This is a genomic window from Cohnella zeiphila (assembly GCF_014212055.1).
Lineage (GTDB): Bacteria > Bacillota > Bacilli > Paenibacillales > Paenibacillaceae > Cohnella > Cohnella zeiphila.
Genome location: NZ_JACJVO010000031.1, coordinates 111,288 through 128,434, shown reverse-complemented (window position 1 = coordinate 128,434; position 17,147 = coordinate 111,288). Strand labels below are relative to the sequence as shown.

Genomic DNA, 17,147 nt, shown 5'->3' with positions numbered 1-17,147 from the left:
TTAGTCTGAAATCAGAGCAAAAGTCGCGTGTGAGAGGGTGGAAGCGCGAAGTTAGTCTGAAATCAAACTAAAAGCGGCGCGCGGGAGCGAGAAGGAGCGGAATTAGTCTGAAATCAGATCAAAAACCTCGGACGAGGTGCGGAGAAACTTAGTAATACTAAGTAATACCGAATAAGACCTCAAAGACCTCAAAGACCTCAAAGACCAAGAAAGACCAAGAAAGACCAAGAAAGACCTCAAAGACCGAGCGCGGCGAGCGCTCGGCCTTTAGGGCGCCTGCTTACGCGGCGACTTGCGAGGCGGCTTCCTTCCGTTTGCGGCCGAGAAGGGTCAGCAGGAGGAAAGTCAGCGCGGCCAGGAGCAGAATGGCGGTAAGCGCCCCTTGCATCGTGCGAATGCTGGGATCGGCCGACGATTCGCCGCCGTAGTGCTCCAGCAGCGATTGGTACAAGGTGCCGATGACCGCGATTCCGATCGCTTGGGCGACCTGCGTGAACGTGTTCAGCACGCCGGACGCCGCGCCGGCATGAGGGCCTTGGACCCCGCTGAGAACGGTCTGGATCAGCGGCGCGGCGACCGCGCCTTGGCCGAGGCCCGCGATCAGCAGCGGGACGAACATCTCCCCGATTCCCAAGCCGGTCAACCCGTTCGCAACCCCGATCAGCAACAGATAGCCGACGGCCATCAGGAGCGCTCCGGCCATCAATATGCGGTTGCCCCAGCGCTTTTTCAACCGCGGAGAGAGCAAGGAAGCGACGAAGAAGCCGGCCGCGAGCGGAACGAAGGCGTAGGCGGATTGAAGCGGCGCGGCGCCTCTGCCGGATTGCATGAAGACCGACAGCAGCAAATAGAGCGCGGCATTTCCGCTGTAGAAGGCCAGCGCGATTCCCATCCCCATCCGAAACGACCGTTCGCGGAACAGCGTCATGGGAAGCAGCGGCGAAGATCCGCGGCGGAGAAGTCCGATCTCGTAGCGAACGAAGATCGCGAGCAGGGGAAGAGAGGCGAAGAGATCGACGTATGTCCACAGCGGCCACCCTCGTTCCTGCCCCACGACCAGCGGATAGATGAACAAGCCGAGCCCGGCCGCGAGCAGACCGACGCCGACGAAGTCCACTCGCTTTCGCTCGGGCGCGCGCGATTCCCGAAGCATCTTGAGCGCGAAGACGAAGGCGAAGATTCCGACCGGAACGTTCACGAGGAAAACCAGCCTCCAGCCCATCCCCCACCAATCCGCTCTCAGCAGCAAGCCGCCGGCGATCTGGCCCGCGATGGCGCCAAGGCCGAGTACGCCGCCGTAAATGCCGAGCGCTTTACCCCTCTCTTCCGCAGGGAACATAACTTGAATGATCGACAACACCTGCGGCGCCATCGCGGCGGCCGAGATTCCCTGGGCGATCCTCGCGGCGATCAGCATGTTCGCCGAATCGGACAATCCGCACCAGGCCGACGCCCCGACGAAGCCTGCGACGCCAACGAGGAACATGATCTTGCGTCCGAACAGATCTCCCAATCTTCCGCCCGTCACCAAGAGCACGGCATACCCGAGCACATAAGCGGCGACGATCAGCTGCAGTTCGGAAAAATCGGCATGAAGCTCCTGCGCGATCGAAGGAAGCGCAACGTTCACGATAAAGGTATCCAGCACGACCATAAACGTAGCCAGAATCACGATGGAGAGCGATAACCATCTTCTCGGATCGATAAAAGGGGTTGTTGGGCTTGCGTGACTCACTTTTTTACACCTCTCTCGGGATATCGGGTTGATCCGAGACAGCAACCGCAGTAAAATGAGGTAGACAGTTCTGTCTCATATCATGGTCTGATGATACAGACAGATCTGTCTCATGTCAATCGGGAACAGCGAAAATTTTGGAAAATAAATAGGGGCGGGTGAAGGTCGGCGATGGAAAAAAAGGAAAGCGCGAAAGAGCGCATTTTGCGGGTGGCCAACGAATTGTTTTATCAAGAAGGCGTGCGGGCGGTCGGCATCGACCGAATCATTCTGGAGTCGGGCGTGGCCAAGGCCAGCTTTTATCGGAACTACCCGACCAAAGACGATCTGGTCGCCGCCTACTTGGAGCATCACCTGTCGCGCAGTCTCGGCCATATCGAGCATGCGCGCCGCGAACGTCCGGAGTCGGCCTTGGAGCAGCTTCGTTTCTTGATCGAGTATGTTGCGGAGCGAATGAAGCGGCCTGCGTATCGAGGGTGCGCCTTCATGAATACGCTCGTGGAGTTCCCCGAGACCGATCATCCATGCCATATCAAAGCGCTTCAATGCCGCAACGAAGTGTTCGACCGGATGGCGGACATGGCCGAGGAAGCCGGGCTCCCGAATCCGCGCGAGCTGTCCGATAAGCTGCGCATGGTGTGGAGCGGAGCCGCTATGGTCGCTTATATGAACAAGGCCGATTTCAAGCCGGAGCTGTTCTCGGTCACCGCATTGGCGCTGATCGACGGGCAGATTGCGTGAGGCTGCCTTTTTAGAGCGGAGATAGCGGGTTATAATAAGCTGGAAAAAGAAAGCATCCGGGAGGATACGATGACCACGACCAACGATGCCGGGTGGAACTTCGACAACAGCTACGCCCGTCTGCCGGAGAGACTGTTCGCCAGACAGAAACCGACACCCGTACCTTTGCCGAAACTGGCGATTCTGAACGAGGCTCTGGCCAAAGAGCTGGGGCTAAAAGCCGAAGCGCTGAGGAGCGAAGAAGGGGCGGAGACGTTCGCGGGCAACCGGATTCCCCAGGGAGCTCTCCCGCTCGCTCAGGCTTACGCGGGGCATCAGTTCGGGCACTTCGCGATGCTCGGGGACGGCCGCGCGATTTTGCTGGGAGAGCAGATCACGCCCCAAGGCAAGCGGGTGGACATCCAGCTGAAAGGCTCGGGCCGAACGCCGTACTCCCGAGGGGGAGACGGCCGCGCGGCGCTGGGGCCGATGCTGCGGGAATACATCATTAGCGAAGCCATGCACGGACTCGGCATCCCGACGACGCGCAGCTTGGCGGTCGCGACGACCGGCGAAGAGATCCTTCGCGAGACCGAGCTGCCCGGCGCGGTGCTCACCCGCGTCGCGGCCAGCCATTTGCGGGTCGGCACGTTCCAATTCGCCGCGAATTGGGGAGAGGAGCAGGATCTTCGGACGCTGGCGGATTATGCGCTGCAGCGGCATGATCCGGATATCGGCAAGGAGGAGGATGGGAACCGCTACCTCCTTCTTCTGCGGGAAGTCATCAAGCGCCAGGCCTCGCTCATCGCGAAATGGCAGCTGGTCGGCTTCATTCACGGAGTGATGAACACCGACAACATGGCGATCAGCGGGGAGACGATCGATTACGGGCCCTGCGCCTTCATGGATGTCTACGACCCGGCGACGGTGTTCAGCTCCATCGACGTTCAGGGCCGCTACGCTTACGGCAATCAGCCCTATATCGCCGCATGGAATCTTGCGAGACTGGCCGAAGCTTTGCTGCCGCTATTTCATGACGACGAGACGCAGGCCCTTCGTCTGGCCGAGGAGGCCATCGCCGAATTCGGCCCGCAGTTCAAAAGCCATTGGCTGACGGGAATGAGGGCGAAGCTGGGGATGACCGGCGAAGAGGCGGAGGATGAAGCGCTGATCGAGAGCCTGCTTGATTTGATGCGAAAACACCGTGCCGACTACACCAACACCTTCCGTTCTCTCACGATCGGCAGCCGGGAAGGCTCGGCGCCGATCGATACGCCGGAGTTCGTCCAGTGGCGGGAACGGTGGCGCGCGAGACAGGGGAGGAACGCGGAATCCGAAGTCTCCTCCGAAGAGCTGATGCGCCGCAGCAATCCGGCGGTCATCCCCCGCAACCATCGGGTGGAAGAAGCATTGGCCGCGGCGACGGAACGCGGGGACTACAGCGTGATGGAGCGCCTGCTCGGCGTTCTGGCCCATCCGTACGACCATTCTCCCGAACAAGAGGAGTACTGCGCATTGCCCGAAGAATCCGCCGTGCCTTATCGAACGTTCTGCGGCACTTAGGGAGGAGAGCCTGTTGGAGCTAACGGAAGAGCAAGGGAGCATCGTTCGCGCCGCCGAGCATTTTGCCAGATCCGTCTTGGAGCATGACAACACCGGGCACGACTGGTGGCATGTCCGGCGGGTCGCGCGAATGGCCGGGAGATTGGCGGTCGGCGAAGGTGCGGATCTTTTCGTCTGCACGGTCGCCGCCCTTCTTCACGACGTGGCGGACGAGAAGCTGAACGAGTCCAAGGAGAGCGGGCTAAAGAAGGTTGGCGATTGGCTTCAACGACAGCCGCTCGAAGGGAACGATCGCGAGCACGTCATCGAGATCATCTCCACGATGTCGTACAATGCAGGCGCCAATCCCCCGATGCGCACGCTCGAGGGGAAAATCGTCCAAGACGCGGACCGCCTGGATGCAATCGGAGCGATCGCGATCGCCCGAACGTTTCTATATGCCGGTTGGAAGGGGCATCCGATCTACGATCCCTCCCTGCCGCCTCGGGATTCGATGACCCCGGCGGAGTATCGTCAAGGGAAGAGCACGGCCATCAATCATTTTCACGAGAAGCTGCTGAAACTCAAAGATCGGATCAACACGCCTTCCGCGATGCGAATCGCCGAGGAACGGCACCGGTTCATGGAGCGATACCTGGAGCAGTTCCGGTCGGAGTGGGACGGCACCGTATGAAGGAAGGCAGCGGACGAACGATCGCCGCTGCCTTTCCGTATTAAACCTGAACTCCGTACAACGAATCGCCGGAGAGCCGGTACCATGCGCCGAGCCGATACTCGGTCCCGCCCGGCCCGCCGACAACGTGCTCCAGGTAGCGATATTCTCCCGAGCTGCCGGGCAGACGCACAAGTCCGTTCGTTTGAGCCGAAGCGTAGTAGGCAACATTATCGGCCGTGAACACGACCGAGCCGTCCGCTCCGAGCTCGTTGAGGCTGAGACGCCTGAAAATATCCATGACCGACCACGAAGAGGGACCCTCGTAAACTTGCCGGGTCGGGCCTTCCGGCGACCGGACGTACAAGATCCAGTGGCCTTTGTCTTTATCGTAGGCTTTATAAGCGACCCAGCCGTTGCGGATTTGAAAAGCCTGCTTGCTGTTGTCGAAGTAGTCCCCGAGAAACGGATTCAGCGCGAGCTCCGTCGCTTGGCCGGCCCCATCGCGGAAGCGCAAAGACCACTTTTCTCCGCTGCTCGTATACTTGAGAACTCTGTAAATCAGGTTGGTTCCGTCCGTCAGCACCCCGGAATAGGCGGTATAGGGGGGATTGGGAGGCACCCAAGCGGTCAACGTTCCGTCGGCCAGCGATTGGTACAGCTTCGACGTGTAAGTCGAATCCGTATAAACGACCGTGCCGTCAGCCGCAAGATCGAACCGGTTCGCATTCTGAAAACCCGAGTTCGGCAGCGAACGGATCCGGCCGGTCCCCAAGTCGACGACCACGCTCGAAAATACCGCAAAATTCCCTTTGGCCGCGTTCAGCCTCTGACTGACGCCGAGCTCCCGCACCGTGCCGTTCTCCCAATAACGGGCCGATCCGGCCGAGGCGAACACGACGCCTTGAGCGGTTAGTTTCGCCTGATCGACAGTGCCGGACCCGCCGGCGTCAAACACTTTGATCTGACTCCCGTCCTTGCGGTCGATCAGCCAGAGCGCATGATTGCCCGTCTCCGTCCATAGAACGCGGCTTTGGTCGAAGTCCGACAGGGTTCCGTTCACCTGATACAGAAGCGTCTCGGAACCGGTTCCTGCCGCAGCGCTTCCCCCGGCGGCCCATGCTTGCAGCGGCGACAGCAGCATCAACATCGGCAGCAAGACGGCCCAAGCGATGAATCGACGTTTCATTCGTTCCCTCCTCGAATTCACTTACGGAAATCATGGCTATTCGACGCCGGCCCTAAATATTCATGAACCGATTCTAAGAGCAGGCATGACCGGGGACGGACGGAGCTTGGCATCGCCGGGCTGACGACGGAGATCGTCGCGGAGAAGCTGATAAGCCGATGATAGATTTCTCCCGCTTGCGGCATCAGACTGCATAGGAGCCGAAAAAACAGGGTTCGAGGGAGGAACGGTCCGGATGACGGAAATCAAACGCAAGGACGATTGGGAAGAGACTTGGACAACCGCGGCTTATGCCATCCACGGCGCGGTGAGCTACACGGACAAAAAATATTTGTCGCTCGTGGACGTGATGGGCCTGACCGGACATGCCTTCCGCATGAACATCGAGCGGCAGCGAGTCGGCATCGAAGGCCCGACTTCTTTTCCCGGCGGGTACATTCTTCGCCGCAATCTATGCAATCTGGGCTTTATCAGCAATATGGGGGAGGCGCAAGCGCCGGCGACGCCGGAGCTCGTGGAGAAGACGATGGCGCTGATTCACGAGACGATCGATAAGGGCGTGCCGGCGATTGCCGTGGACCTGTTCGAGCCTGAATTCGGGCTGATCTACGGCTATGATGACGAGAAGCAGCTGTTCTACGCCAAGGACAAATCCCAAGATGGCACGATCCCCTACGCCAAGTTCGCGAATCCGAGAATCCACGTGCTGTTTCTGATCACGATCAGCGAGAGCCTTCCCCATTCGAAGTACGAAATGCTGCGGATGGCGCTGGATATGATCGTCGACCATGCCCGCGGACGAGAGTGGAACGACGCCGGATTTTTCAAGGACCGGTTCGCGATGGGCCTGGCCGGCTACGATGCCTGGATCCGGGTCATGAACGATCGCGCGGCGGACGAATTGGGCAACGCGTATAACGCGGCGGTGATCGGCGACGCGAGAGAATTCGCGGCCCGGTTCCTGCGCGAGCTCGCCGTCAAGTGGGACGGGAGCAACTTCGTCGAGCGCAAGGTTCGCGAATATGCGGCGGCGGCCGCCGCGGAGTATGAAGCCGTGGCCGCCGCGTTCGCCGAGCTTCGGGCCTTGTTTCCTTTTCCGCAGGGCGGAACCCCTAAGGATCCGGAGACCGCCGACCGGGCCGCCGCGCTGCTTGCGCAAGCGAGGGAAGCCGAGACGAGAGGCGTCGAGGCGCTGGAGTCTTTCCTCGGCTTTATGAAGGCTTACCATTCGGAGAAGTGGGTTCATTAAACGGCCGAGGGTTTCCTGGAGGAATTTCCCAGAATGAGCCCGCGGGCGAGAAACAGACCGAAGATCGAGAAGAAAATTTGCACGAGCAGGGAGTCGCCGGTATTTTGAAGATGGGAGACGATGCTGGTAGCGACGATGCCTTTGATGGCGAACAGCACCGCGAAGGAGAGGACGACGAGCACGTTCCGCAGCGCTTTGCTCATGGCGCCTTGCCGTGCCTTCAAGATCGCTTGCGCCTGTACCGCACCGGCGCAGAACCCCAAGATCGCGAAGCCGGCAAGGATCGCCCACTCCTTCTCTCCAAGCCCCGTCGTCTGAAACGAGAAAACCAATCCGAGAATAAACGCGATTCCGGCCATCCGTACCATTCTGTTGCTTTTCATTTGTCAGTCGCCTCCGCATTTCTTATTTTTCGTTCGTTTGAACTGACTTCATCATACTTCCCCGCCGGTCCCGGCCGCGTCTATCGGCGGCAGGATTCGCAAGCGGACGCGGTCTATCTGCGGGTAGACATTTCGAGGTTGACACGGGTACGCATTTCGCATATTCTATTGTTGACTGATTTAGTCAATCAAAAAAAACGGAGTGATGCCCAATGACTAAAAATTCTTATAACGCGGTTACGTCGAAGGACGGAACCACGATCGCTTATCGAAGCTTCGGCCGCGGCCCCGGGCTTCTGGTCGTCCCCGGAGCGCTTAGCACATCGGAGGAATTCACCGAGCTCGCCGGCAAGCTGTCGGATTCTTTCACGGTTCATATCGTGGATCGCCGGGGCCGCGGAGGCAGCGGGCCGCAGGGGCCGGATTACTCCATCGCCAAGGAGCGCGAGGATCTTCTCGCTGTGCAGGAAGCGACGGGAGCCGTCTACCTCTTCGGCCACAGCTACGGAGGGCTGGCCGCGCTGGAGGCGGCCATGGCGACTTCGGCGTTCGCCAAGATCGCGCTTTATGAGCCGGGAGTCGTCGTTCAATCGGAACCGGCGGACTGGAATTGGCTGTCCGAATATGAGAAGGACATGAACCGGGGAGACTATCGGGCGGCGTTCGCAGCGTTCGTGCGGGGCGCGGGACATACGCCGCTGTCGCGGCTCCCGAAATGGTATGCTAAACTCATCTTGAGGATGGTCATCCGCGGGAACCATTGGAGCCGGATTTTGCGGCTTCTGTCCGAGAATCTGAACGAGCACCGGGAAGTCAGGCGTCTGGCGTCCACGTATCCCAGGTACGGGGAGATCCGGGCGGACGTGCTCGTCCTGTCGGGCGGGAAAAGCCCGGAATCCGTTCATCGCATGGCCGGAGAGCTGGAGCGGACGATCGGGCGTTCGCGGACGCTCTCGATTCCCAAGCTCCATCATCTGTCGCCGGAGAACGGCGAGTCGCCCGCGGAAGTGTCTCAGTGTGTTCGGCAGTTTCTAATCAGCTAACGCCTAATCAAAGGATGAGGAACGATGTCGCCATTAAGGGAAGAGCAGCTGGATCAAATTCGCGACGAGCGCAAGGATCAGATCGTTCAGGCAGCCATTAAGGTTTTCGCCCGGCGGGGGATTATCGGAACCAAGATGAGCATGATCGCCGCGGAAGCCGGGATCAGCCACGGGCTTGTTTACCACTATTTCAAGACGAAGGACGACCTGTTCTCGATGCTCATCCAGGGGGCGGTGGAGACGTCGATCGCCTCCATCGAGGGCCTGTACGGACTGCCCGGCTCCCCTCTGGAGCGGATCCGGCTGCTGACGGAGCACATTCTGAGCAAGGAGAATACGCCGTATTTCATGCTCATCTACCAGGCCGCCCACTCGGACGGCGTGCCGGAGAAGGCCGGCCGGCTTATGAAAGAATACCCGCTGCAAGCGTATATCGACCGGCTGCTGCCTTTGTTCAAGGAAGGCCAGCAGGCGGGGGAGATCGCGGACGGCGATCCGGAGGAGATCGTCGGCAATTACTTCTCGATCCTCTCGGGGATTATGGTGCTGGGCGAAGGGTACCGGATCCCCAACGCGGAGTTTGTCATGCGGACGATCGTCAAACCGAAATAATTGCGGACGGACGATAGGTTTCGCGATCCTGCGGCATCCGTCCAAGGAAGGGCCGAATCGGCTTGAGGCGAAAATGAGGGGAGTCGGCGACGTGGCGGCGGAGCGGAGAGCAGACAGAGCCGTACGATGGAGTCATCCGGAATTCATTCGGGACGACGTTGAGGAAGAGCCCGGCCCCCGGCTCTCCGAACGCGAGCTGATCGAGCGGGCGCGCGAAGGCAGCCGGGAGGCGTTCGGGGAGCTGGTCCGCCAATATCGGGCGGAGGCGCTCGGGGTGGCGAACCGGATGGTCCGCGATCCCCATCTGGCGGAGGACATCGTGCAGGATGCGCTGATTCGCGCGTTCCTCCATCTCGGCTCGCTGATGGACACGGGCAAGTTCAACCCTTGGCTGTGCCGGATCGTGCGGAACCAGGCGCTCATGAAGCTTCGCCGCGGCGGGCCTTATGCCAAAGAGAGGCCGTTCTCCGGCTGGCCGGACGGCGGCGGGAGAATGCGGCCTGCCCCCGCGGCTGAAGATGGCGAGACGGACTGGACGAATATCGACCGCATCCTGTTCCGGCTGCAGACGACTGCCGAACTCGAAGCGCAGCGCCGCATGGACCCGTCGGAGTGCTTGATGCGGAGGGATATGCTGGAGGGCCTTCGGGACTTGCTTCGCATTCTGTCCAAGCGGGAACGCATGATTTTCGAGGCGCATTTCTTCGGGGAACTGCCGCCGGCGGAGATCGCGAAGCTGCTCGGCACCACGACGGCCAACGTCTACAACAGCCTGTCCCGTTCGAGGGCCAAAGTCCGCCAGGAGCGCATTCGCATCTCCATCGGATTGTACGTGCAGAGACGGGCGGAGCTCGGTCTTCCCCGCCGGAAAGTGCTGGCTCCCCCGCCCTGATTCGCGGCTTGGACCTTGACGGTCAGAACAGCCGCATGGCCAGATCGACGACAACGGTAAGCGTGACGCTGCCGAGCAGCATGGAGACGAGCACGGCCTGGGCGGCGAAGGCGGGCTCGTTGCCGTACTCGAGCGCAAGAGCCGCGCTGTTGCGCGATGTCGGAATCGCGCTGGCGATCATCAATGCCTGCGCCGCGATCCCGTGGAGATGGAGCAATTGGATGAATGCGAAGGCGCATGCCGGCGAGATAACCAGGCGTACGAGGCTGCTCAGCAGAACGGCCGAGGTGTTCAGCTGCAGCTTCGCCGAAGCGAGCTGGGCGCCGATCGATACAAGCGCGAAAGAGAGCATGCCGGAGGCGATCTGATCCAGCGGCGTCACGATCGGTTCGGGAAGTTGAATGCGACATATTTGCAGCAATACGCCGACTGCGATCGCGTAAAGGACCGGCATCTTCGCGAATTGCGCCAAAGCGCCCTTAAGTCCTGCGGTCGCTTTGCTGGCATTCACGAGTCCGAAAGTAAACGTGGTGAACAGCTCGAAGACAACCACGATGACCTGAACGGACATCGCGAAGGCGTCTTGCTTAAAAGCCAAAGCGTTGACGGGAATGCCCACGTTGCCGTTGTTCGTCAGACAGACACTGTTGGAGAAGCTGGCGGTCATCGGTTTGGAGTAGTCCATGACGCGGCTGATTCCATAGCCGACGGACACGACGGCGGCGAATTGCAGGAGCAGGAAACCGAACACGGAGGCGACCAGCCCGAACGACAGCTTCGATTCGTAGATTTTGACGAATGCGAGCGCGGGAACGTAATAGTTCAATATGAGCTTGGAGAAGCTGCTTAATTCGAACTTAAACCGCCGATGAAGAAGAGCGCCGATTCCGATCGGAACCAAGATAGGGAACATAATGTGATAAAACGTATAGAAGATGGACATCGTCGACCCTTCCTTTCATGTGCAATCCGCTAGCGCATTTCCCATTCGTCCCCCGGCTTCATCTCCGTTCCCGCGATTCCCTTGCCGGCCAGCTTCCGTATAAAGCTCTCCCCGTCTTGGCGGATGGAAGGGAACGTTCCGTAATGAATCGGAACGACATGCCGGGCGCGGAGCCATTCCGCGGCCTGCAACGCATCGTCCGGTCCCATCGTGAACCGGCCCCCGATCGGCAGAAAGGCAACGTCGATCCCGAATCGCTCGCCAATCCATCGCATATCCCCGAACAGCCCCGTATCCCCGGCGTGATAAACGACCTTGTCTTCCATTTCGACGACGAAACCGACGGGAACCCCGGCGTAAAGCCGTTGTCCGTCCGCTTTGCGCACGGATGAGGTATGGGTGGCTTGCGTCAGATAAACGCGTCCGAACGGGAAAACCCAATCGCCCCCCGCGTGCATAGCTTCCGTCTCGGCTCCTTGCCCTTCCAGGAGCTCGGCCAGCTCCTCTACCGCGATGATCGGAGCGTTATTTCCTTTTGCAACGGAAACCGCATCGGTGATATGATCATCATGACCGTGAGTCAGCAGAACGTACTGAACGCGAATGTCCTCCACTTTCGTAACGGCAGCCGGGTTCGGGGTGACAAAAGGATCGATGAGAACGGAATGTGTCACCGACGTCAACTGGACACAGGAATGGCCGTGAAATCGAATATGCATGGCGCGGATCTCCTCTTATAATAATTTATGCAACGAACGTTGTTTTTTATATTATAATCAATAGACTTATTCTGTCAATTGCCTCCGCATTTATTTGAACGATAAAAGGGGGAGACGTCTTGTTGTCGTTGGAGAAGCAGCTGCTGTTCCTTCTCTCCTCCGCTGCAAGCATCGATGTAAGGCAACTCGTTGAGATTTACGAAAAACGGGGCATCGACCATCAAGTCATCCGGAATGCGCTCGCACGGTTGAAGAAGGACGGCTACGTTTTATCGCCCGAGCGCTCTTCTTATTCGATTACGCAGCCGGGTCTCGATTTCATGAACACGATCAACCGAAAGCCGCTCTTGCTCGACAAACGCTGGGACGGCCAGTGGCTGAGCGTTCTCTTTGAGGTGCCGGAATCTGAGCGCAAGAAGCGCGATTCGTTCAGGAACGATCTGCTGCAGCTCGGATTCGGAGCGATGTACAAGAGCGTTTATGTCTCGCCATGGGATTACGCGGGGGAAATCCTTCGTGTCGCGGAAAACTACGGCTTGCAAGGCCGCGTGACCCTAGCGAGGGGAGTTTTCGTTCACGGGGCCCCTGCGTCTCGCCAAGCGAGACAAATATGGCGTTTGGACGAGCTGAATGAGGTCTATCGGGTCAAGATCGATTGGCTCCGCACCGAATTCCGGCCGGCGATCGCCCCGCTGTTCGACGAGCCGGACGATGGGTTGAACTTGTTCGTTCGGTTTCTGGAGCTGGGCGAACTGGTCGCGGATTTGAGCCTTAGCGATCCGATGCTGCCGGAGGAGCTGCTGGAGGAGGATTGGCTCGGAAGAGCATGTTTGCGGGAGATGCAGGAGATCTTGGTCCGGCTGGCGAACGCCATTCCGGTTCGCTCCTCCTATCGCGCATTCGTCGCCCGTTTCTTGCACGAGTGATCCGTCTGCACCGGCAGTCGCACCACATTCATAAGCGGGAGTTGATCTTGCATGAAAATGAACCGTCTGGGCCGATCCGATCTGATCGTCGGAGAGATCGGACTCGGCTGCATGTCGCTGGGGACGGAGGAACGGAAGGCGGTTGCGCTTGTTCACGAGGCGCTGGAGCGGGGCGTCAACTTCCTCGACACCGCCGATCTGTACGACGGCGGACGCAACGAGGAATGGGTCGGCGAAGCGATCCGGGGGCGGCGCGACCGGGTGGTGCTGGCCACGAAGGCGGGCAACCGGCGCATTCCCGGACAAGACGGATGGGTATGGGATCCGTCCAAGACGTACATTCTGTCGGCGGTCAAGGATAGCTTGCGCCGGCTCGGCACGGACTACATCGATCTCTACCAGCTGCACGGAGGGACGATCGACGACCCCATCGACGAGACGATCGAAGCGTTCGAGCAGTTGAAGCGGGAGGGCGTCATCCGGGAGTACGGAATCTCTTCGATCCGCCCCAACGTCATCCGGGAATATGCCGCGCGCTCCGCGATCGCGAGCGTCATGAACGCCTACAGCATCGTGGATCGGCGGGCGGAGGAGGAGGTGCTTCCTTTGCTCCGGGAGAAAGGGATCGGCGTCATTGCGAGGGGGCCCTTGGCCGGCGGAGCGCTGGCGGCTCGTCGCGAGCCGGTCAAAGGCGTGCCGGATTACGAGCTGGAGGAGCTCATTTCGCTTCGCGAACGGCTGGGACAGCTGACAAGCGAAGGGCGCAGCCTGACGCAGCTGGCCATACGCTACTCGCTCAGCCATCCGGCGGTAGCCGTCGCCATCCCCGGCGCGAGCTCCCGCGAGCAGCTGCTGCAGAACCTTGCCGCCGCGGACGCGCCGCCGCTCACGGAAGAAGAGGTGCAGACCGTTCGCCGTCTAAGCAAGGCGAATCGATATGCGCTGCATCGATAATGGCCGATCGGTACGAGCCGAGCGGACATTTGGACCGTGCGGGTCCGCCTGCGGGCGGACTGTCGCGGTCTTTTGGTCGGCACGAGTGCGCTGCGGAAGTTGCAAGGCCGCGCCCTAACCGATATACTCATACTAAAATTGATCCATCACTAACCATCAAGCGAGGCGGGAGAACCATGGCCAAATCGGAATCGATCGCGGTAAACCGCAAATCGGAGATTATATCGGCGGCCATCGAGGTGTTTGCGGAGACCGGGTACTTCAGGGCGACGACGGCGCAAGTGGCGCAGAGGGCAAACATCTCGCAGCCGTACGTGTTCCGGTTCTTCTCGACCAAGGAGGAGCTGCTGCTGGCGGCGCTGGAAGCTTCGTGGACGAGAGTTGCCGACGCGTTCCGCAAAGTGGCGGAATCTGCCGCGCCGGAACGGCTGGAGACGGCTCTGACCAAGGCCTACGAAGACATTCTGCAATCCCATCGGAACGAGGTTTTCCTGCAAATGCAAGCTCAGACGATCGGGGAAGACGTCATCCGGGAAGCGATGCGCAACGGATTTGGAGAGGTTCGCCGAATCGTGCTCGATTCCTTCTGCAGAGCGGAATTACCGAATGCCGAGGAGCGCACGATGCTATTTCTGGCGAGGGGGATGCTGTGCAACGTTTCCGCGGCTTTGGGCATGCCCGAGTTGATGGAAAAATGAACGCGGAAGGTTTTTCAGGTTGAGTTATTGACCAATCAATAAACGGGTGTTATATTGGTTTCAAGTTAGTAATTGATCAATCACAATTTAAGCGAGAGGTGACCGAATATGGAAAAGGCAATCGTCGTTGGAGCGACGGGAGGAACGGGAGCGGCGGTTACGGAGGAACTGGTCGGAAGAGGCATCCGCACGGTCGCCTTCGGCCGGTCCCGACGGAAGCTGGAGCAGCTTGCGGACAGATTGGGGAGGCCCGAAGCCCTGACGCTCGCGGTCGGAGACGCGTTTCGCCCGGACGACGTGGCTTCGGCCGCGGAAGGAACGGACGTCCTGTTCCACTGCGCGAACGTTCCGTACCATGAAATGGCGAGCAAGCTGATTCCGCTTGGAGAATCGGTCATGGCAGCCGCCGATCGGCTCGGGCTGAAGGTGGTCGCGGTCGACGGCATTTACCCCTATGGAAGAAGGCAGACGGAGCGGGTAACCGAGGACCATCCGAAGCAGCCGCATACGAGGAAGGGCAAGGTAAGGCTTGCCTTCGAGCATATGCTGTTCGATCCGCGGTGGACGCGGGCGAGAACGCTGATCGCCCGGCTGCCGGATTATTACGGCCCGACGGCCAACGAGGCGTCCTATCTCGGTTCGACGCTCGAAGCGATCGCGGCGGGCAAGACGGCCTTTTTCATCGGCAATATGAAGGTGCCGCGCGAGTTCGTCTACTTGCCGGACGCGGCCGCCATGATCGTGGAGCTGGCCGGCAGGGATGATGCGTTCGGTCAGAACTGGAATATACCGGGCGCCGGCTTGATCTCGGGCCGGGAGATCGTCCGTTTGGCCCGGCGGGCGAGCGGCCGCGCCAAGCCGGTCATCCCGCTGAAGCGAGTAGGGCTCGCCCTTCTCGGCATGGGTGTGCCGGTGATGAGGGAAGTGCTCGAGATGCTGTATTTGACCGAGGACCCGGTAGTGCTTAGCGGGGAGAAGTACGAACGGAGGATCGGCCCGCCCCGGGCGACGCCGTTCGAAGCGGGGATCTCCGCAACCGTCCGCGCTATGCAGCAAAAAAACGTTTTGTCTGCAAGGAAGTGATTGATCAATCAATATTCAATTCCGTAACGGTCATCCATACGTTTACGAACGAAGTGCTGACCGATATTCCGACCCCCGGCCGACCGGTGTCCGTCTCGGTCACCTCCGACGGCAGGCTTGCCTACGTTTCCTCCCAGGTCATCAACGCGGTAACCGTCATCGATACGGCCAGCCAGTCGGTGGCGGCGAATCTCGCGGCAGGCTTTTCGCCCAGGTCGGTCGCCGTTACCCCAATTCTGCCATTGTAACTTAAGAGCGAGGGACCCCCGGGGTCCCTTTTCGAACAAATGGGGCCTCATTTCCCCCGTCCCCTCCACACCTGTCCAATCTGAACAAGAAGCGCTCACATAACATAACCCATCCGCATGGACAGGGGGGTGAATTTTTTGGGTTCGTTGAAATTGTCTCGCGGCCGCTCCCGCACCTCCATTCGCAGGCTGGTCGTGTTCCGGTTCCCGGTTATCTTTCCCGGCCGGACCGTTGTGACGGGCGCCTTCAGGACCTTTGACTTTTTAGGCGGGGAAGTCGTCGTCAGCCAGCGCCCTGCGGCCGGCAGCAGGGAAATTCCCCGGGTCAACTATCAAATCGTGAACGCCGTCACCGGCCTTCCGGTCACCAACAGCGTAACGCTCGTCGGCACCCGGATCGAAGTATTGCGCTTCATTGTTCCGGCAGGCACGTTCAGGCTCCGCATCCGGAATATCGGCTTGGGCGCCGTTACCGTTAGCGGTACGATTATCACTTTCTAACCTTGCAAGGACCGTTCCGGCGCCGTCCGACAGGCGTCGGAACGGTCCCGATACATAGCTTCGATCGGCCCGCCTCAAGGCAGCATCTCCAGCATCGCTTTGGCCGCGGCGGACAGGGGAGCCCCCCGAAGAGCGGCGATTCCGATCTGGCGCTCCGGCAGCGTCGGGCTCAGCGGGATTTCGAACAGCCGGCCGTCCTCCAGCTCCTCGGTCACGTAGTCGCGAATGACGAAGGCCAGGCCGAAGCCGCGCATCGCGAACTGCGCCAGCAGGTCGATGCTGCCCAGCTCGAATTCCGGAGCGAGAACCGCCCGGTAGCGGGCCGCGTAGTCGTCAAGGAATGCGCGGGTGCCCGCGCCCTTCTCCAGCAGCAGCAGCGGGTATCGCTCCAGATCGCCGAGAGACAGGCCTTCTTCCGCCAGCCGTTCATACCGTTTGCCTCCGACGAGGCACATCCGGATGGCGGAGCTCGTCCGGAATTCCGCTTGCGGGTCGGCCGCGGGCAGGCTGACGATGCCGAAGTCGATTTTCCCGTCCTTCAGCAGCGATAGCGTCTCCGGCGTCGTCCGGTTCGTGACGTGGATGCGAATCTTCGGGTATTGCTCATGGAACCGCTCGAGATAAGGCAGCAGATAATACTTGCACAGCGTGTCGCTCGCCCCGATATGAATCTCCCCGCTTTGAAGATCGTGCATGTCCGCGACGGCCTTCTCGCCCATGCTGACGCTGGCGAAGGCCTGCTCGACATAGCGCAGCAGCGTCTCTCCTTCCGCGGTCAACCGGACCCCTTTGGACGTGCGAAAAAACAAGGAGCCGCCGAGCCGCTCCTCCAACCGCTTGATGGTGTGGCTGACCGCCGGCTGCGTGATATGCAGCCTCGCCGCCGCTCCCGTCACGCTTCCGGTCTTGGCGATCCAGTAGAAGACGCGATACCATTCCAGATCGACGCCGATGTTCATAGCCATTACCTCATTTTATGGTGATCATTATTAATATCAATTTTATTTATGACAATTGTAGCACTATACTGAGGCCGA

Annotated in this window: 19 protein-coding genes; 13 read left to right on the top strand and 6 right to left on the bottom strand. The window is 59.9% G+C overall.

Translation table 11 applies throughout. The features are described 5' to 3' along the window. Positions 1 to 280 precede the first annotated feature (280 nt). On the bottom strand, positions 281 to 1,735 hold the full coding sequence (locus H7C18_RS23430; RefSeq protein WP_185131535.1) for an MFS transporter: 1,455 nt from the start codon (positions 1,733 to 1,735) through the stop codon (positions 281 to 283). A gap of 171 nt (positions 1,736 to 1,906) precedes the next feature. Between H7C18_RS23430 and H7C18_RS23425 the strand changes: the two genes are divergently transcribed. The 3 genes from H7C18_RS23425 to H7C18_RS23415 all read left to right on the top strand — a co-directional run bounded on the left by H7C18_RS23425 (position 1,907) and on the right by H7C18_RS23415 (position 4,691). Then, positions 1,907 to 2,476, top strand: a complete 570-nt coding sequence (locus tag H7C18_RS23425; RefSeq protein ID WP_185131534.1) for a TetR/AcrR family transcriptional regulator — start codon at positions 1,907 to 1,909, stop codon at positions 2,474 to 2,476. Positions 2,477 to 2,545: 69 nt separating this feature from the next. Beyond that, entirely contained in the window at positions 2,546 to 4,018 is a 1,473-nt protein-coding gene (locus H7C18_RS23420; RefSeq protein ID WP_185131533.1) for a protein adenylyltransferase SelO, read from the top strand. A 13-nt stretch (positions 4,019 to 4,031) separates the two neighbouring features. Further along, complete coding sequence (locus H7C18_RS23415) at positions 4,032 to 4,691, top strand: HD domain-containing protein (protein WP_185131532.1); 660 nt, start codon at positions 4,032 to 4,034, stop codon at positions 4,689 to 4,691. 40 nt (positions 4,692 to 4,731) lie between these two features. Here the strand turns inward: H7C18_RS23415 and H7C18_RS23410 are convergent, their stop codons facing one another. After that, positions 4,732 to 5,859 (bottom strand): NHL repeat-containing protein, encoded by a 1,128-nt coding sequence (locus tag H7C18_RS23410; protein ID WP_185131531.1) that lies wholly within the window; start codon positions 5,857 to 5,859, stop codon positions 4,732 to 4,734. A 235-nt stretch (positions 5,860 to 6,094) separates the two neighbouring features. Here H7C18_RS23410 and H7C18_RS23405 point away from each other — a divergent pair, with 235 nt between their 5' ends. Further along, positions 6,095 to 7,108, top strand: a complete 1,014-nt coding sequence (locus tag H7C18_RS23405; protein WP_185131530.1) for a hypothetical protein — start codon at positions 6,095 to 6,097, stop codon at positions 7,106 to 7,108. Here H7C18_RS23405 and H7C18_RS23400 read toward each other — a convergent pair. Then, the gene (locus tag H7C18_RS23400) at positions 7,105 to 7,491 is read right to left on the bottom strand and encodes a hypothetical protein (RefSeq protein ID WP_185131529.1); all 387 of its coding nucleotides are present in this window, start codon (positions 7,489 to 7,491) and stop codon (positions 7,105 to 7,107) included. The genes H7C18_RS23405 and H7C18_RS23400 overlap by 4 nt on opposite strands. A 212-nt stretch (positions 7,492 to 7,703) precedes the next feature. On the opposite strand from H7C18_RS23400, the gene H7C18_RS23395 reads away from it, so the two are divergent. The 3 genes from H7C18_RS23395 to H7C18_RS23385 all read left to right on the top strand — a co-directional run bounded on the left by H7C18_RS23395 (position 7,704) and on the right by H7C18_RS23385 (position 10,038). Further along, entirely contained in the window at positions 7,704 to 8,534 is an 831-nt protein-coding gene (locus H7C18_RS23395; RefSeq protein WP_185131528.1) for an alpha/beta fold hydrolase, read from the top strand. A gap of 24 nt (positions 8,535 to 8,558) precedes the next feature. Then, complete coding sequence (locus tag H7C18_RS23390; protein WP_185131527.1) at positions 8,559 to 9,146, top strand: TetR/AcrR family transcriptional regulator; 588 nt, start codon at positions 8,559 to 8,561, stop codon at positions 9,144 to 9,146. A gap of 91 nt (positions 9,147 to 9,237) precedes the next feature. After that, complete coding sequence (locus H7C18_RS23385) at positions 9,238 to 10,038, top strand: RNA polymerase sigma factor (protein WP_337913895.1); 801 nt, start codon at positions 9,238 to 9,240, stop codon at positions 10,036 to 10,038. Between the two features lie 22 nt (positions 10,039 to 10,060). Here H7C18_RS23385 and H7C18_RS23380 read toward each other — a convergent pair whose 3' ends face one another. Both H7C18_RS23380 and H7C18_RS23375 read right to left on the bottom strand, forming a co-directional pair. Next, the gene (locus tag H7C18_RS23380) at positions 10,061 to 10,981 is read right to left on the bottom strand and encodes an AEC family transporter (protein WP_185131525.1); all 921 of its coding nucleotides are present in this window, start codon (positions 10,979 to 10,981) and stop codon (positions 10,061 to 10,063) included. Positions 10,982 to 11,010: 29 nt separating this feature from the next. After that, positions 11,011 to 11,700: a metal-dependent hydrolase gene (locus H7C18_RS23375; protein WP_185131524.1), complete on the bottom strand. Its 690-nt coding sequence runs from the start codon at positions 11,698 to 11,700 to the stop codon at positions 11,011 to 11,013. A 119-nt stretch (positions 11,701 to 11,819) separates the two neighbouring features. Between H7C18_RS23375 and H7C18_RS23370 the strand changes: the two genes are divergently transcribed. From H7C18_RS23370 to H7C18_RS23345, 6 genes are all read left to right on the top strand, one after another. Then, a complete protein-coding gene (locus tag H7C18_RS23370; RefSeq protein WP_185131523.1) occupies positions 11,820 to 12,626 on the top strand; it encodes a PaaX family transcriptional regulator C-terminal domain-containing protein in 807 nt (268 codons plus the stop codon). 51 nt (positions 12,627 to 12,677) lie between these two features. Further along, the gene (locus H7C18_RS23365) at positions 12,678 to 13,580 is read left to right on the top strand and encodes an aldo/keto reductase (protein ID WP_185131522.1); all 903 of its coding nucleotides are present in this window, start codon (positions 12,678 to 12,680) and stop codon (positions 13,578 to 13,580) included. Positions 13,581 to 13,756: 176 nt separating this feature from the next. Then, on the top strand, positions 13,757 to 14,278 hold the full coding sequence (locus H7C18_RS23360) for a TetR/AcrR family transcriptional regulator (RefSeq protein ID WP_185131521.1): 522 nt from the start codon (positions 13,757 to 13,759) through the stop codon (positions 14,276 to 14,278). Between the two features lie 108 nt (positions 14,279 to 14,386). Further along, positions 14,387 to 15,361: an NAD-dependent epimerase/dehydratase family protein gene (locus H7C18_RS23355; RefSeq protein ID WP_185131520.1), complete on the top strand. Its 975-nt coding sequence runs from the start codon at positions 14,387 to 14,389 to the stop codon at positions 15,359 to 15,361. Beyond that, entirely contained in the window at positions 15,358 to 15,609 is a 252-nt protein-coding gene (locus tag H7C18_RS23350) for a YVTN family beta-propeller repeat protein (RefSeq protein ID WP_185131519.1), read from the top strand. The genes H7C18_RS23355 and H7C18_RS23350 overlap by 4 nt, the downstream gene beginning before the upstream one ends. Positions 15,610 to 15,747: 138 nt before the next feature. Beyond that, positions 15,748 to 16,110, top strand: coding sequence for a hypothetical protein (locus H7C18_RS23345; protein WP_185131518.1), 363 nt, complete (start codon positions 15,748 to 15,750; stop codon positions 16,108 to 16,110). Between the two features lie 74 nt (positions 16,111 to 16,184). Here H7C18_RS23345 and H7C18_RS23340 read toward each other — a convergent pair whose 3' ends face one another. After that, positions 16,185 to 17,063 carry a LysR substrate-binding domain-containing protein gene (locus H7C18_RS23340; protein WP_185131668.1) on the bottom strand — a complete coding sequence of 293 codons (879 nt, stop codon included), beginning with the start codon at positions 17,061 to 17,063 and terminating at the stop codon, positions 16,185 to 16,187. Between the last annotated feature and the right edge of the window lie 84 nt (positions 17,064 to 17,147).

Bases quoted from the DNA above. Each gene is read 5' to 3' on its own strand.
- H7C18_RS23360 (WP_185131521.1), top strand. From the start codon at position 13,757: ATGGCCAAATCGGAATCGATCGCGGTAAACCGCAAATCGGAGATTATA.
- H7C18_RS23395 (WP_185131528.1), top strand. From the start codon at position 7,704: ATGACTAAAAATTCTTATAACGCGGTTACGTCGAAGGACGGAACCACG.
- H7C18_RS23380 (WP_185131525.1), bottom strand. From the start codon at position 10,981: ATGTCCATCTTCTATACGTTTTATCACATTATGTTCCCTATCTTGGTT.
- H7C18_RS23375 (WP_185131524.1), bottom strand. From the start codon at position 11,700: ATGCATATTCGATTTCACGGCCATTCCTGTGTCCAGTTGACGTCGGTG.
- H7C18_RS23405 (WP_185131530.1), top strand. From the start codon at position 6,095: ATGACGGAAATCAAACGCAAGGACGATTGGGAAGAGACTTGGACAACC.
- H7C18_RS23400 (WP_185131529.1), bottom strand. From the start codon at position 7,491: ATGAAAAGCAACAGAATGGTACGGATGGCCGGAATCGCGTTTATTCTC.
- H7C18_RS23425 (WP_185131534.1), top strand. From the start codon at position 1,907: ATGGAAAAAAAGGAAAGCGCGAAAGAGCGCATTTTGCGGGTGGCCAAC.
- H7C18_RS23355 (WP_185131520.1), top strand. From the start codon at position 14,387: ATGGAAAAGGCAATCGTCGTTGGAGCGACGGGAGGAACGGGAGCGGCG.
- H7C18_RS23365 (WP_185131522.1), top strand. From the start codon at position 12,678: ATGAAAATGAACCGTCTGGGCCGATCCGATCTGATCGTCGGAGAGATC.
- H7C18_RS23390 (WP_185131527.1), top strand. From the start codon at position 8,559: ATGTCGCCATTAAGGGAAGAGCAGCTGGATCAAATTCGCGACGAGCGC.
- H7C18_RS23420 (WP_185131533.1), top strand. From the start codon at position 2,546: ATGACCACGACCAACGATGCCGGGTGGAACTTCGACAACAGCTACGCC.
- H7C18_RS23410 (WP_185131531.1), bottom strand. From the start codon at position 5,859: ATGAAACGTCGATTCATCGCTTGGGCCGTCTTGCTGCCGATGTTGATG.